At 73.2% G+C, this 13,684-nt stretch carries 13 protein-coding genes (1 of these 13 cut by a window edge); 10 read left to right on the top strand and 3 right to left on the bottom strand.

Annotation, left to right across the window (positions count from 1 at the left end; genetic code table 11):
• Positions 1-230 precede the first annotated feature (230 nt).
• Positions 231-2,117 (top strand): hypothetical protein, encoded by a 1,887-nt coding sequence (locus DMA15_RS20860; protein ID WP_240659880.1) that lies wholly within the window; start codon positions 231-233, stop codon positions 2,115-2,117.
• Between the two features lie 70 nt (positions 2,118-2,187).
• Here the strand turns inward: DMA15_RS20860 and DMA15_RS20865 are convergent, their stop codons facing one another.
• Positions 2,188-2,982, bottom strand: coding sequence for a hypothetical protein (locus DMA15_RS20865; protein WP_346428949.1), 795 nt, complete (start codon positions 2,980-2,982; stop codon positions 2,188-2,190).
• 251 nt (positions 2,983-3,233) lie between these two features.
• Here DMA15_RS20865 and DMA15_RS20870 point away from each other — a divergent pair, with 251 nt between their 5' ends.
• From DMA15_RS20870 to DMA15_RS20890, 5 genes are all read left to right on the top strand, one after another.
• Complete coding sequence (locus tag DMA15_RS20870; RefSeq protein WP_125514304.1) at positions 3,234-4,175, top strand: Ppx/GppA phosphatase family protein; 942 nt, start codon at positions 3,234-3,236, stop codon at positions 4,173-4,175.
• 72 nt (positions 4,176-4,247) lie between these two features.
• Positions 4,248-5,072, top strand: coding sequence for a sugar phosphate isomerase/epimerase (locus DMA15_RS20875; RefSeq protein ID WP_125514305.1), 825 nt, complete (start codon positions 4,248-4,250; stop codon positions 5,070-5,072).
• The gene (locus DMA15_RS20880) at positions 5,069-5,701 is read left to right on the top strand and encodes a TetR family transcriptional regulator (protein ID WP_125514306.1); all 633 of its coding nucleotides are present in this window, start codon (positions 5,069-5,071) and stop codon (positions 5,699-5,701) included. The genes DMA15_RS20875 and DMA15_RS20880 overlap by 4 nt, the downstream gene beginning before the upstream one ends.
• Positions 5,702-5,826: 125 nt before the next feature.
• The gene (ilvD, locus tag DMA15_RS20885) at positions 5,827-7,680 is read left to right on the top strand and encodes a dihydroxy-acid dehydratase (RefSeq protein ID WP_125514307.1); all 1,854 of its coding nucleotides are present in this window, start codon (positions 5,827-5,829) and stop codon (positions 7,678-7,680) included.
• A gap of 108 nt (positions 7,681-7,788) precedes the next feature.
• Positions 7,789-8,088 carry an SH3 domain-containing protein gene (locus tag DMA15_RS20890; protein WP_125514308.1) on the top strand — a complete coding sequence of 100 codons (300 nt, stop codon included), beginning with the start codon at positions 7,789-7,791 and terminating at the stop codon, positions 8,086-8,088.
• 46 nt (positions 8,089-8,134) lie between these two features.
• Here the strand turns inward: DMA15_RS20890 and DMA15_RS20895 are convergent, their stop codons facing one another.
• A complete protein-coding gene (locus tag DMA15_RS20895) occupies positions 8,135-10,378 on the bottom strand; it encodes a serine/threonine-protein kinase (protein WP_125514309.1) in 2,244 nt (747 codons plus the stop codon).
• Between the two features lie 142 nt (positions 10,379-10,520).
• Here DMA15_RS20895 and DMA15_RS20900 point away from each other — a divergent pair, with 142 nt between their 5' ends.
• The 4 genes from DMA15_RS20900 to proC all read left to right on the top strand — a co-directional run bounded on the left by DMA15_RS20900 (position 10,521) and on the right by proC (position 13,577).
• Positions 10,521-11,003, top strand: coding sequence for an EamA/RhaT family transporter (locus DMA15_RS20900; RefSeq protein ID WP_125514310.1), 483 nt, complete (start codon positions 10,521-10,523; stop codon positions 11,001-11,003).
• A 65-nt stretch (positions 11,004-11,068) separates the two neighbouring features.
• The gene (locus DMA15_RS20905; protein WP_125517912.1) at positions 11,069-11,899 is read left to right on the top strand and encodes an ABC transporter ATP-binding protein; all 831 of its coding nucleotides are present in this window, start codon (positions 11,069-11,071) and stop codon (positions 11,897-11,899) included.
• Positions 11,896-12,633 (top strand): ABC transporter permease, encoded by a 738-nt coding sequence (locus DMA15_RS20910; protein WP_125514311.1) that lies wholly within the window; start codon positions 11,896-11,898, stop codon positions 12,631-12,633. The genes DMA15_RS20905 and DMA15_RS20910 overlap by 4 nt, the downstream gene beginning before the upstream one ends.
• Positions 12,634-12,752: 119 nt before the next feature.
• On the top strand, positions 12,753-13,577 hold the full coding sequence (proC, locus tag DMA15_RS20915) for a pyrroline-5-carboxylate reductase (RefSeq protein WP_125514312.1): 825 nt from the start codon (positions 12,753-12,755) through the stop codon (positions 13,575-13,577).
• Positions 13,578-13,597: 20 nt separating this feature from the next.
• Here proC and trpS read toward each other — a convergent pair whose 3' ends face one another.
• Positions 13,598-13,684, bottom strand: partial view of a tryptophan--tRNA ligase gene (gene trpS, locus DMA15_RS20920; protein WP_125514313.1) — the end only. Its footprint extends 933 nt past the window's final position; the window shows 87 of its 1,020 coding nt (coding positions 934-1,020); its start codon lies beyond the right edge, outside the window; it ends in the stop codon at positions 13,598-13,600.

Here is a 13,684-nt window from a genome sequence, read left to right on the forward strand (position 1 = left end):
AGCCCACTGACAACGCGGCCAACGCGGCCAACGCGGCCCGCCGCGGCTCCGCCCCCGTCCCCGCCGTCCCGCATGCTCCGGCGCCCACTCGGCGCCCGTCCGGCGCGTGCGTCAAGGCCCCGGAATGATGGGTTCCTGTCCCCTTTTGAGGGATCTGTTCACCCGTAAGGATTAAATGTGCGCAAGAGGGAGGAAGGAGCCTGCATCATCCGCCTAACTTCGCACGGGTGATGAGCAGCAGGCCGGAAACCCCCGTGAACGCAACCGGCGCACACCGGGCGCACCGTGATACGCGCAAGCGTGTGGCGCCCCGCCCGGCGCCCCGGACGACCCCGCCCGCGCGCTACGAACCGTGTCTGGACGGCCTGTTCACCTACTGCCTGTCCGTCCTGTGCGATCACGACGCGGCGACCGCGGCGCTGGGGGACGTGCTCCATCTGGCCGAGCGCCGGGGCTCGCGCGGCCCCGAGGCCGACGGCGAGCTGCGCGCCTGGCTCTACGCACTGGCCCGCTGGGTCTGCCTGCGCCGTCTGGCCGAGGCCAAGCGGAACCGCCAGGGCGCGCATGCGGCCAGGGGCGCGGGGGGTGGGCGCAGGGGCGCCGCTGCGGGCAGGGGGAGGGACGCGGGGGCCGCCACCCGCGCCGCGAAGACCGGCTCGGCCGCCTCTGGAGTCCCGGGCGCTCCTGGAGTCCCGGGTGCCCCTGAAGTCCCGGCCGCTCCCGGAGTCCCGGCCGCCCCTGCTGCCCCGGGCGGCCCAGGCACCCCCGCCGACTCAGCCGCCCCCTCCGCCCCCACCCCGGAAGAGACCGAGCTTCGGCGCCACCGCGAACTGGCCCAGCTGGCCTGGCCCGAAGCCGCCGGTACGACACCCGAGCAGCGCGAGGCCCTCGAACTGGCCGTGCGCCACCAGCTCGCCCCCACCGAGGTCGCCGCCGTGCTCGGCATGGACCTCGCCAAGGCCCGCGGCCTGCTCGCCTCCGCCGCCTGCGAGGTGGAGCGCACCCGCGCCGCCCTCGCCGTCGTGGAGACCGGCAGCTGCCCCATCGTCGCCCGCCTCACCGGCGACAACCAGGTACTGCTCGGCACGGCCCTGCGCCGCGAGCTGGTCCGGCACGTCGACGACTGCCCGCGCTGCCGCCGCACCGCCGAGCGCGCGGGCGCCGGCGCCTGGCCCGGCACGGCCGTAAGCCCCGCGAGACTCCCCGTCGTCGAGGCCCCCCGCGACGCCCTGCCCCTCGCCATGGCGCACGTCCCCCGCGCGCGGGGCGCCCACCCCCGCTACGACCGGCGCGGTTTCCCGATGGACCCCAAGGACCACGCCGCGCGCCGCGACCGCCTACGCGCGCGTGCCGTCACCACGACCGTCGTCGCCACCGTGGTGGCCGCCCCGGTGCTCGCCCTGTGGGCCGCGTACCGCGGAGCGCCGCACACCGGAGAGGGCCACGACGGCAGTTCGGTCACCGCGAGCGACGGCGTCGACGGCCTCGGCAGCGACCGCTCCCGGGACTACGAGAACGCGGGCAACGCACGCAAGGGCCCCGAGCACCGCTTCACCACGGGCGGCCGCTCACCGGACGTCTCCGTAGAGGTCATCAGCGGCGGCGGGCCCCCGTCCGGCTCGTCCACGGGCTCCGGGCGCCTCACCGTCGCGGCGCGGCCCAGCGGCGACACGACGCTCATCACGCTGACGGCGTCCGGTCGTTCGCCGGTCCGCTGGTCCGCGAGCGAGGGCGCGTCCTGGCTCTATCTGAGCCGCTCGGCGGGGACGCTCGCGCCGGGGGAGTCGGTCACCATCCGGGTCTACGTCGACCACGCCCGGGAGCCGGCCGGGCCCTGGCGGGCCCGGGTCGCCATCGCGCCCTCGGGCGCGGCCATCTCCATCGAGGGGTACGGGGACGGGCGGCCGCCGTCGCGGCCGGGGCCGAAGCCGCGGCCCACTCTCCCCGGGCCCTCCGACCCTGGGCCGTCCGATCCCGGGCCCTCGGACCCCACGCCCACGCCTGAGCCCTCGGAACCGACGCCTACGCCCTCGGAGCCCACGCCTACGCCGTCGGATCCCGGGCCGGGGGGCTCGACTCCGCCGCCCGGTGACGGCGGGGAGCCCAGTCCGAGCTGAGGGCTCCGCCGGGGTGGGTGGTTCGTATCCGCGGGTCGGACGTGGCCGGGCGCGCAGTTCCCCGCGCCCCTTACGGCGCTACCGGGTCCGCCGGGTGCGGGGCCAAGAGGGGGAGTTGGGCGTTGAGGCGTTCCTCGCACAGCTCCACCAGGCGGTCGTACCCCTCCTTGCCCATCAGTTCGATCAGCTCGGGGCGGTAGGTGACGTACACCGGGTCGCCCGCGCCGTGTGCCGACGTCGCCGACGTGCACCACCAGTGCAGGTCGTGGCCGCCGGGGCCCCAGCCCCGCCGGTCGTACTCACCGATCGACACCTGGAGGATCCGCGTGTCGTCGGGCCGGTCGATCCAGTCGTACGTACGGCGCACCGGCAGCTGCCAGCAGACGTCCGGCTTCGTCTCCAGGGGCTCGACGCCCTCCCTGAGCGCGAGGATGTGCAGCGAGCAGCCGGCACCGCCCGCGAAGCCGGGGCGGTTCTGGAAGATGCACGAGCCGTTGTACGGCCGGGTCTGGCGGTCGCCGTCCTCGTCCGTGGAGACCCAGCCGGTCTCCCGGCCCACGTCGTGGTGCTGCCAGATGTCGGGCGTGAGCCGCTCCACGTACGCGGCGACGCGCTTCTCGTCGTCGTCGTCCGAGAAGTGCGCGCCCAGCGTGCAGCAGCCGTCGTCGGCGCGGCCCGCCTGGATGCCCTGGCAGCCGCTGCCGAAGATGCAGTTCCAGCGGGAGGTCAGCCAGGTCAGATCGCAGCGGAAGACCTGCTCGTCGTCGGCGGGGTCGGGGAACTCCACCCAGGCGCGGGCGAAGTCCAGGCCCTTCTCGTCCGGCTCGGCCTTCCCGGTCCTCGCGGGCTTCCCGGACTTGCCCACCTTCTCGGCCTTCTCGGGCCTGCCCACCACCTGGACGCCCCTGACGCCCTTGTCGCCCTTGTCGTCCTTGCCGGTCTTGGCAGCCTTGTTCGCCTTGCCGGGCTTACCGGAGTCGTCAGGCTTCCCGGGCCCCTCGGACTTCTTCGATTTGTCGGCCTTCGTCTTTTTCGTCTTTGGCACATCTCCAGGGTATGCGGGCGGTGGGCCGCCCGAGGCCAGACGAGCGCCCCATCCGGCGTAGCGTTCCGTCCATGAGACTCGGTGTCCTCGACGTGGGGTCGAACACGGTGCATCTGCTCGTGGTCGACGCCCACCCCGGCGCGCGCCCCCTGCCCGCGCACTCCCACAAGGCCGACCTGCGCCTGGCCCAACTCCTCGACCCCGCGGGCGCCATCGGCCCCCAGGGCGTCGACCGGCTGGTCGCCACCGTCCAGGAGGCGGTGGTCGCCGCCGAGGACAAGGGCGTGGAGGAAGTGCTGCCGTTCGCCACCTCCGCGGTGCGCGAGGCGACCAACGCCGACGAGGTCCTGGCCCGCGTAAGGGAGGAGACCGGCGTCGACCTCCAGGTGCTCTCCGGCGAGGAGGAGGCCAAGCTCACCTTCCTGGCCGCCCGGCGCTGGTTCGGCTGGTCCGCGGGCAAGCTCCTCGTCCTGGACATCGGCGGCGGCTCCCTGGAGATCGCGTACGGCATAGACGAGGAGCCGGACGCCGCCGTCAGCCTGCCGCTCGGCGCCGGCCGGCTCACCGCGGCCTGGCTGCCGGCGGACCCGCCCGACCCCTCCGACGTGAAGGCGCTGCGGCGGCACGTGCGCGCCCAGATCGCCCGTACGGTCGGGGAGTTCGCCCGCTTCGGCGCGCCCGACCACATCGTGGCGACCTCGAAGACGTTCAAACAGCTCGCCCGCCTGGCCGGTGCGGCCCGCTCCACGGAGGGCCTCTACGTACAGCGCGAGCTGAAGCGGAAGTCCCTGGAGGACTGGGTGCCGCAGCTCGCCGCCATGACCACGCGCGAACGCGCCGAACTGCCCGGCGTCTCCGAAGGCCGGGCCGGACAGCTGCTCGCCGGGGCGCTCGTCGCGGAGGGCGCCCTGGACCTCTTCGGGTGCGAGAGCGTGGAGATCTGCCCGTGGGCGCTGCGCGAGGGCGTGATCCTGCGACGGCTCGACCACCTCCCCCCGACGCCCCCAGCCTGACCACACGCCGGAAACCCCGGCCCCCTGAGGCCACCTCCCCGGCGTGCGGGCGCGGCCCGTACCCTGTCCCTCGTGGCAGAACCAGTGGTGCGCATCCCGGATGCGAAGGTCGCCCTGTCGACGGCCTCGGTCTATCCGGAGTCGACGGCGACGGCCTTCGAGATCGCCGCACGCCTGGGCTACGACGGCGTCGAGGTCATGGTGTGGACCGACCCCGTCAGCCAGGACATCGAGGCCCTGCGCAGACTGAGCGACTACCACCAGATCCCGGTCCTCGCCGTCCACGCCCCCTGTCTGCTGATCACGCAGCGCGTCTGGTCCACCGACCCCTGGGTCAAGCTCCAGCGCGCAAGGGCCGCCGCCGAGAAGCTCGGCGCGTCCACCGTCGTGGTGCACCCGCCCTTCCGCTGGCAGCGGGGTTACGCGCGCGACTTCGTCGACGGAATCTGGCGGATGGCCGACGAGACGGACGTGCGCTTCGCCGTCGAGAACATGTACCCCTGGCGCTACCGCGACCGCGAGATGCTCGCGTACGCGCCCGACTGGGACGTCACCAAGGACGACTACCGCCACTTCACCGTCGACCTCTCGCACACCGCGACCGCCCGCACGGACGCGATGCGGATGATCGACCGCATGGGCGACCGGCTCGGCCACGTCCACCTCGCCGACGGCAAGGGCTCCGCCAAGGACGAGCACCTCGTCCCCGGCCGCGGCACCCAGCCCTGCGCCGAACTGCTCGAACGGCTGGCGGCCACCGGCTTCGACGGGCACGTCGTCATCGAGGTCAACACGCGCCGCGCGATGTCCAGCGCCGAACGTGAGGCCGACCTCGCCGAGGCCCTCGCCTTCACGCGGCTGCACCTGGCGTCGGCGGTGAAGGTGCCCCGCTCATGACCTCGGGCGCGCCCCAGGGGGCCGCCGCCCCGCGCCGCCGGGGACGCCCTTCTCGTACGCAGTCGGAGACCGGGCCCGCGACGCGCGACCGCATCCTCCAGGCGGCCCGCGACGAATTCTCCGAACGGGGATACGAGAAGGCCTCCGTGCGTGGCATCGCCAAGGCCGCCGGGGTGGACCCGGCGCTCGTGCACCACTACTTCGGTACGAAGGAGCAGGTGTTCGAGGCGGCCATCACCGTCGCCTTCGCTCCCGCGCTGGAGGCGCCCGCCGCCGTCGAGGAGGGCCCGCTCGACGGGGTCGGCGAGCGGCTCACCCGCTTCATCCTCGGCGTCTGGGAGAACCCCGCCACGCGCGCCCCGCTCCTCGCCATCGTGCGCTCCGCGGTGAACAACGACACGGCCGCCGCGGTCTTCCGCCGCCTCATCGCCGCCCAGCTCCTCGGCCGCATCGCCCGCCGCCTGGAACTGCCGGACGCGGAACTGCGGGCCGAACTGGCGGCCGCGCAGCTGGTGGGCATCGCCATGCTGCGCTACGTGATCAAGGTCGAGCCGCTGGCCTCGGCCGACGTGGAGCAGATCGTGGCGCGGGTGGCACCGGTGGTGCAGGGGCATCTGACCGGCGCGTGAGCCGATGACCGGTGCCTGGCCTGCCCCCTGAGACGGTCGTCCCGTCATCCGGACACCCTGTCCAGATCCTGGAGCCGCGGCGTACGCTCGAAGCAGCCCCATCTCTTACGAAGGAGCGAGCGACGATGCCCGAGCTCAGGTCCCGCACAGTCACCCACGGCCGCAACATGGCGGGCGCCCGCGCCCTTATGCGCGCCTCCGGTGTACCCGGGGCCGACATCGGGCGGAAGCCGATCATCGCCGTGGCCAACTCCTTCACGGAGTTCGTGCCCGGCCACACCCACCTCCAGCCGGTCGGCCGCATCGTCTCGGAGGCGATCCGCGAGGCCGGCGGCATCCCCCGCGAGTTCAACACCATCGCGGTGGACGACGGCATCGCGATGGGCCACGGCGGAATGCTGTACTCCCTGCCCTCGCGCGACCTGATCGCCGACTCCGTGGAGTACATGGTCGAGGCGCACTGCGCCGACGCCCTGATCTGCATCTCCAACTGCGACAAGATCACCCCCGGCATGCTGATGGCGGCCCTGCGCCTCAACATCCCGACGGTCTTCGTCTCCGGCGGCCCGATGGAGGCCGGCAAGGCCACGCTCGTCGACGGCACGGTCCGCAAGCTCGACCTGGTCAACGCGATCAGCGACGCGGTGGACGAGAGCATCTCGGACGAGGACATCCTCCGTATCGAGGAGAACGCCTGCCCGACCTGCGGCTCCTGTTCCGGCATGTTCACCGCCAACTCCATGAACTGCCTGACCGAGGCGATCGGCCTCTCCCTGCCGGGCAACGGCTCGGTCCTCGCCACGCACACCGCCCGCAAGGAGCTGTACGAGCGCGCGGGCCGGACGGTCGTGGACATCACCAAGCGCTACTACGACGGTGACGACGCCTCCGTCCTGCCGCGCAGCATCGCCACCCACGCCGCGTTCGAGAACGCCATGGCCCTGGACATCGCCATGGGCGGCTCGACCAACACGATCCTGCACCTGCTCGCGGCGGCCCGCGAGGCCGAGGTGGGCTACGACCTGACCGACATCGACGCCGTCTCGCGCCGCGTCCCCTGCCTGGCCAAGGTCGCGCCGAACGCCGCGCCCACCACGACGTACTACATGGAGGACGTGCACCGCGCCGGCGGCATCCCCGCCCTCCTCGGCGAGCTGTACCGCGGCGGCCTGCTCAACGAGGACGTGCACACCGTCCACTCGCCCTCCATCAAGGAGTGGCTGGACGCCTGGGACATCCGCTCCGGCTCCGCCTCCGAGGAGGCCGTCGAGCTGTGGCACGCGGCGCCCGGCTGCAAGCGCTCCGCCGAGGCCTTCTCGCAGTCCGAGCGCTGGGACACCCTCGACACGGACGCCGCGAACGGCTGCATCCGCGATGTCGCCCACGCCTACTCCAAGGACGGCGGCCTCGGCGTCCTCAAGGGCAACATCGCCGTGGACGGCTGCGTGGTGAAGACCGCGGGCGTCGACGAGTCGATCTGGACCTTCGAGGGCCCCGCGGTCGTCTGCGACTCGCAGGAAGAGGCCGTCGAGAAGATCCTCACCAAGGGCGTCAAGGAAGGCGACGTGGTCGTCATCCGCTACGAGGGCCCCAAGGGCGGCCCCGGCATGCAGGAGATGCTCTACCCGACCTCCTACCTCAAGGGCCGCGGCCTGGGCAAGGCCTGCGCCCTGGTCACCGACGGCCGCTTCTCCGGCGGCACGTCGGGCCTCTCGATCGGCCACGCCTCGCCCGAGGCAGCGTCCGGCGGCACGATCGCGCTGGTCGAGGACGGCGACCGCATCCGCATCGACATCCCGAACCGCTCGATCGAACTCCTCGTCGACGACGCGGAGCTGGACCGCCGCCGCGCGGCCCTCGGTGGTGTGTACGAGCCCAAGGCGCGCGAGCGCAAGGTCTCGGCCGCCCTGCGCGCGTACGCGGCGATGGCGACCAGCGCCGACAAGGGCGCGGTGCGGGACGTGTCGAAGCTCGGCTGAACCCCGGCCGGAATCCGGCCGGGCCCCGGAAACCTTTCGCGGCGCGGGCGCGTCCTTGGTGAGGAACACACCAGGGGCGGCCCGCGCCGCCGGTTACGGGGGAAACACATGAGCGAGAACGTCATCACGCCGGAGAGCGCCGACGCCACCGCGGTCGAGGCGCTCCTCAGCAGAACCTACGCGGTCGCCGCGGACGTCTACGTCCGCTCCGGCCCGGGCACGTCGTACTCCAAGGTCGGCCGCCTCAGCGCGGGCACCCGCGTCACCATCCAGTGCCAGAAGCCGGGCGAGACGGTCACGGGCCCGACCGGCACCTCGAAGCTGTGGGACAGGATCGGCAGCGGGCGGTACATCTCGGATACGTACGTCCGCACGGGCAGCGACGGTTACGTGGCACCGCGCTGCTGACGGCTTTTGGAGCGGCCGGGTTCACGGGCCGCCGGACTCCGACGGTTCACTCGGACTCCGGCGGCTTCGCCGTGTCGAAGGCGAACACCGTGTTCTCCGCGCCGGTCACGATCGCCGCGCGGCCCGCGACGGTCACCCTGGGGCTCGCGTTCATCTCGCCGGACACGCCGTCCGCACGCGGATCGGTGACCCACAGCTTGGCGCCGCCGCGCTCCCGGAGGGCGGCCACGCGCCCGCTGGCCGAGCTGAAGTACAGCGTGCCGCCCGCGGCGACCGGCCCCGAAGCGCCTTCGAGCCCCGTCTGCCGGGACCACTTCAGCTTGCCGGTCCCCGGATCGAGCGCGTGTACGAGCCCGGTCCGCCCGGTGAGGTAGACGGTGCCGCCCGCCATCCCGGGCGTCCCCTCGTACACCGAGGGCAAGGGCGCGTACGACACCTTCCGCGCATCGGTGTCGACCCGCGCCACCCCTTCGTACCCAAGGAACTCGGGCCCCTTCACACGCTGCCGCAGCAGTACGACATCACCGTCGACGGAACCGACCGGCTGCACAGGACCCACCACGGGCACACCCTTGCCGAACCGCCCCGAGCCGCGCCCGATCTCGTGCACGGCGGAGTGGCGCACCTCCCCGGCCTCCACCTCGGCGCGCGGCGCGCACACCGCGTACAGCCGTCTCCCCGCCGAGAGCGGGGCGCACTCCGAGGCGGCGGGGAAGGGCGCCCGCCAGAGCACGCGGCCGCTGTGCGCCTGCCGCGCCTCGAAACGCCCGTTCGACGCGTCGACCGTCATGACGAGGGAGCCGGAGACCACGGCGTCCTGCGTCCGCCCCGTCACGGCCGTCGACTGGGCGCCCGACCGCACGGACCACAGCTCCTCGCCCTTCTCCGCGTCGACGGCCACGACCTCGGTCGCGTCACCGCCCGGCGTGCCCTCGGCGGCGAAGCGGTAACCGAGCACCGTGTCCTCGGTGACGCCCACCAGATGCATGCCCTGGACCGGCACGCCCGGGCTCTTCTCCGTCCACACGCGCGAGCCGTCGGAGATCCGCAGCCGGGCCGCCACGACCCCGCCGCCCCCGCAGAACAGCGCGTCCCCGCGCGCCTCGCACCGCAGTTCGTCCGGGATGTCCTCGCGGCCGCCCCGCACCTGCTTCCGCCACGGCTGGAACCCGCCCGGCAGCGGGGAGCCGGTCGCCGCGACAGTGCGGCCCTTGTCGCCCTCGCCGCCCGCACCGCCGGGGTCGTCGGTCCGCATCAGCGCGACACCGGCGCCGATCGCCGCGACGGCGACCGCGGCGGCCAGGACGGGGCGCAGACGGCGGCGGTTCCCGGAGCGGGAGCCGGTGGCGGAGGCGGACTTCGGAGGGGAGGCGGACTTCGGGGGGGAGGCGGTCGGCGTGGGCGTGTCCTCACCGGCCAGATGGTGCTGCGTGTCCGTCTCGCACGTGGGGCGCGCGGCACCCTCCACGGCGGCGGCCCCGAGATCGGTGGGCAGATCCCGCAGCCGTACGAGGAGTTCGTCCGCCGAGGGCCGGTCCTTCGGGTCCTTCGCCAGGCACGGCTCGACGACCCCGCGCAGCGCGCCCGGGACCGAGCCCAACGACGGCGGCTCATGTACCACTTGATACGCGGTCATATACGGGCTGTCGGCATCGAAGGGCCCCTGACCCGTCGCCGCGTACACGAGCAGCGTGCCGAGCGAGAACACGTCGGAACGCGGCCCGACCCCGCGCGGCGCCTGCAACTGCTCCGGCGACATGAACGGCGGCGTCCCGATCACCCGCCCCGTCATCGTCAGCGTCTGCTGGTCCGCCGCGCGCGAGATGCCGAAGTCGATGACGCGCGGGCCCTCGGGGGAGAGGACCACGTTGGACGGCTTGAGGTCCCGGTGCACGACACCCGCGCGGTGGATGTCGCGCAGCGCCTCGGTGAGCCCGATGGAGAGCGTGCGCAGCTCGGCGCCGCCGATCGGGCCGTGCTTGGCGATGCGCTGGGCGAGCGTATGGCCCTCGATGTACGTGGTGGCCATCCACGGGTGCGTGGCCTCGGGGTCCGCGTCGATCACGGCCGCGGTGAAGGCGCCGCTGACGCGTCGGGCCGCGGCCACCTCCTGCCGGAAGCGGATCCGGAACTCCTCGTCGTCCGCGAACTGCCGGTGGATCAGCTTGATGGCGACGGGCCGCCCCGAGGCCGTACGCGCGAGGAAGACGGTGCCCATGCCGCCCGAGCCGAGCCGCGCCTCCAGCGGATAACCGCCGATCTCCTCCGGATCTCCTTCACGGAGTGACACTGTCCCGACCTCCCCCGTGATCCCCCGTTACGCCATGCGCCTTACCCCGCCCAAAGTAGCCGCCGGGGGGTGGGGCAGGACAAGAGGGGGACGAATAGGGCGCGCCGCCCTCCCCGTCCCGGGCGGGGGCGATAATCAAACAGTGAGCGAAGAACCCACCACCCCCGGTCCCCGGCCCGAACCCATCCGCTTCTTCGGGACGACGTGGCTCGCCCACGACGGCGGCTACGGCGCGCGCCGCGCCGGTCTCGCCGTCGGCTCGCTGCTCGCGGCGGCCGCGGGCTGCCTCGTGCTGCGCTTCGCGTACGAGGGGCTGGCCATCGCGGACGTGGGCGGCTTCGTCAATCTCCTCGTCGTCGTGATGTTCGCGGTCTGCAGCGCGATCGCCTTCCGCCGCACGTGGGAGGGGTTCGCCAAGCGCCACGACCCGGCATCCCAGGCCCAGCTGCGGAGCCTCCTGACGATCGGTTTCATCGGCGTCCTCCTCGCCTACTTCTTCCGCTCCCTGAAGGAGGCCCCCGGCGAACGACTCCATCGCGAGGAGTACGAGGCGGCCCTCGCCCAGTACAAGAAGCGGACCTCGCGCCGGACGGGCAACCCGTCCCGGAAAAAGCGCCGGGCCTGAAGCCTCACGGCCACCGGCGGCCCGCCTTGACGGGCCGTGCCGCCCGGAGGATTATTCATCACATGATGAATAACAAGCGTCCGGGCCGGGGCGGGGACGGGGGTGACCACGTCACCGGCCCAGTCCGTACCGATCCCGCCATCCTGGCCGAAGGCCTCACCGTCGTCCGGGGAGCCCGGACCGTCCTGCGCGGCCTCGCCTTCGCTGTCCCGCGCGGCCAGATCACCGGCCTCCTCGGCCCCTCCGGCTGCGGCAAGTCCACGCTGATGCGCGCGGTCGTCGGCACCCAGGCCAAGGTCACCGGCACCCTGTGCGTCCTCGGCCACCCCGCGGGCGCCCCCGCCCTGCGCTCCCGCATCGGATACGTCACCCAGGACCCCTCCGTCTACGACGACCTGACCGTCCGCCAGAACCTGGAGTACTTCGCGGCCGTCCTCGACCCCGGCCGGGGCCCCGCCGCGGAACGCCGACGCGACCACGTCACCCGCGCCATCGCCGACGTCGACCTGGCCTCGCACGCCGACTCCCTCGCGGGCAACCTCTCCGGCGGCCAGCGCAGCCGGGTCTCCCTCGCGGTCGCGCTCCTCGGCACCCCCGAACTCCTCGTACTCGACGAGCCGACCGTCGGCCTCGATCCCGTACTCCGCCGCGACCTCTGGAACCTCTTCCACACCATCGCCGCCGAACGAGGCGCCGCGATCCTCGTCTCCTCCCACGTCATGGACGAGGCCGAACGCTGCGACCGCCTCCTCCTCATGCGCGAGGGCGAGATCCTCGCGGACGACACCCCGCGAGCGCTGCGCACCCGCACCGGCTCCGACACGGTCGAAGCGGCGTTCCTCCACCTCGTGGACGAGGCCACGGCCCGCTCCCCGGCCCCCAGGAGCCCCCGATGAACCCCCACCGCACCCTCGCCACCGCCGCCCGCGTCCTGCGCCAGCTCCGCCACGACCCGCGCTCCATCGCGCTGATGGTCCTCGTCCCCTGCGCGATGCTGCTGCTCCTGCGTTACGTGTTCGACGGCGACCCCCGCACCTTCGACTCCATCGGCGCGTCCCTCCTCGGGATCTTCCCCCTCATCACGATGTTCCTGGTGACCTCGATCGCCACCTTGCGCGAGCGCACCTCCGGCACCCTCGAACGCCTCCTCGCCATGCCCCTCGGCAAGGGCGACCTCATCGCCGGATACGCCCTCGCCTTCGGCGCCCTCGCCGTCGTCCAGTCCGCCCTCGCCACCGGCCTCGCCCTCTGGGCCCTCGGCCTGGACGTCACCGGCTCCGCCTGGCTGCTGCTCCTGGTCGCCCTGCTCGACGCGCTGCTCGGCACCGCCCTCGGCCTGTTCGTCTCGGCGTTCGCCGCGTCCGAGTTCCAGGCCGTCCAGTTCATGCCGGCGGTGATCTTCCCCCAGCTCCTGCTCTGCGGCCTCTTCGCGCCCCGCCCCAGCATGCAGCCGGTCCTCGAAGGGATCTCCGACGTCCTCCCCATGTCGTACGCCGTCGACGGCATGAACGAGGTCCTGCGCCACCCCGACATCACCGGCGACTTCGTGCGCGACGCCGTCATCGTCGCCGCCTGCGCCGTCCTGGTGCTCGGCCTGGGCGCGGCGACCCTGCGCCGCCGCACCGCCTGAGCCCCGGCCCCCGCGCACCCGCCGCGTCCGCCGCGTCCGCCCACCGGACGCACCACCGGCCCGGCGCACCCCAATGCGAGGATGGCCCCCGGACGACGCAACCCCGGAAGGCCCCCGCCATGAGCCGCACCACGAGTCAGAAAGTCGCAGTCCTCGGCACCGGAAAGATCGGTGAGGCCCTGCTCAGCGGCATGATCCGCGGCGGCTGGGCCCCCGCCGACCTCCTGGTCACCACCCGCCGCCAGGAACGCGCCGACGAACTGAGCACCCGCTACGGCGTCACCCCGGTCAGCAACGCCGACGCCGCCAAGCAGGCCGACACCCTCATCCTCGCCTGCAAGCCGCAGGACATGGCGAAGCTGCTCGACGAGCTCGCCCCGCACGTCACCGCCGACCGCCTCGTCATCAGCGCGGCCGCCGGCATCACCACCGCCTTCATCGAAGAGCGCCTCGCCGACGACACCCCCGTCGTCCGGGTCATGCCGAACACCCCCGTCCTCGTGGACGAGGGCATGTCCGTCATCTCCGCCGGCAGCCACGCCACCGCCGAGGCGCTCGCCCACGCCGAGGACATCTTCGGCGCCGTCGGCAAGACGCTCCGGGTCCCCGAGACCCAGCAGGACGCCTGCACGGCCCTGTCCGGCTCGGGCCCGGCCTACTTCTACTTTCTCGTCGAGGCCATGACCGACGCGGGCATCCTCCTCGGCCTGCCCCGCGACAAGGCCCACGACCTGATCGTCCAGGCGGCGGTCGGCGCCTCCGTCATGCTCCGCGACAGCGGCGAGCACCCGGTGAAGCTCCGCGAGGCCGTCACCTCCCCGGCGGGCACGACGATCAACGCGATCCGCGAACTGGAGAACCACGGCGTGCGCGCGGCGCTCATCGCGGCCCTGGAAGCGGCCCGCGACCGCAGCCGCGAACTGGCCTCCGGCAACAACAGCTGAGACACCGCCCCCACGTCACGTCACATCACCGGCTGCGGCGAGGACGCGGCGGGCAGAAGGCCGACGGCCCGATACGCCCCGTCGACCGTGGGCCGGGCCATCTCCCT

This window comes from Streptomyces sp. WAC 01529, assembly GCF_003945545.1.
Lineage (GTDB): Bacteria > Actinomycetota > Actinomycetes > Streptomycetales > Streptomycetaceae > Streptomyces > Streptomyces anatolicus.

Coding starts and splice junctions, on each gene's coding strand:
- proC (WP_125514312.1), top strand. CDS start 12,753: ATGAGCCGCACCACGAGTCAGAAAGTCGCAGTCCTCGGCACCGGAAAG.
- ilvD (WP_125514307.1), top strand. CDS start 5,827: ATGCCCGAGCTCAGGTCCCGCACAGTCACCCACGGCCGCAACATGGCG.
- DMA15_RS20890 (WP_125514308.1), top strand. CDS start 7,789: ATGAGCGAGAACGTCATCACGCCGGAGAGCGCCGACGCCACCGCGGTC.
- DMA15_RS20905 (WP_125517912.1), top strand. CDS start 11,069: ATGAATAACAAGCGTCCGGGCCGGGGCGGGGACGGGGGTGACCACGTC.
- DMA15_RS20870 (WP_125514304.1), top strand. CDS start 3,234: ATGAGACTCGGTGTCCTCGACGTGGGGTCGAACACGGTGCATCTGCTC.
- DMA15_RS20860 (WP_240659880.1), top strand. CDS start 231: ATGAGCAGCAGGCCGGAAACCCCCGTGAACGCAACCGGCGCACACCGG.
- DMA15_RS20880 (WP_125514306.1), top strand. CDS start 5,069: ATGACCTCGGGCGCGCCCCAGGGGGCCGCCGCCCCGCGCCGCCGGGGA.
- DMA15_RS20910 (WP_125514311.1), top strand. CDS start 11,896: ATGAACCCCCACCGCACCCTCGCCACCGCCGCCCGCGTCCTGCGCCAG.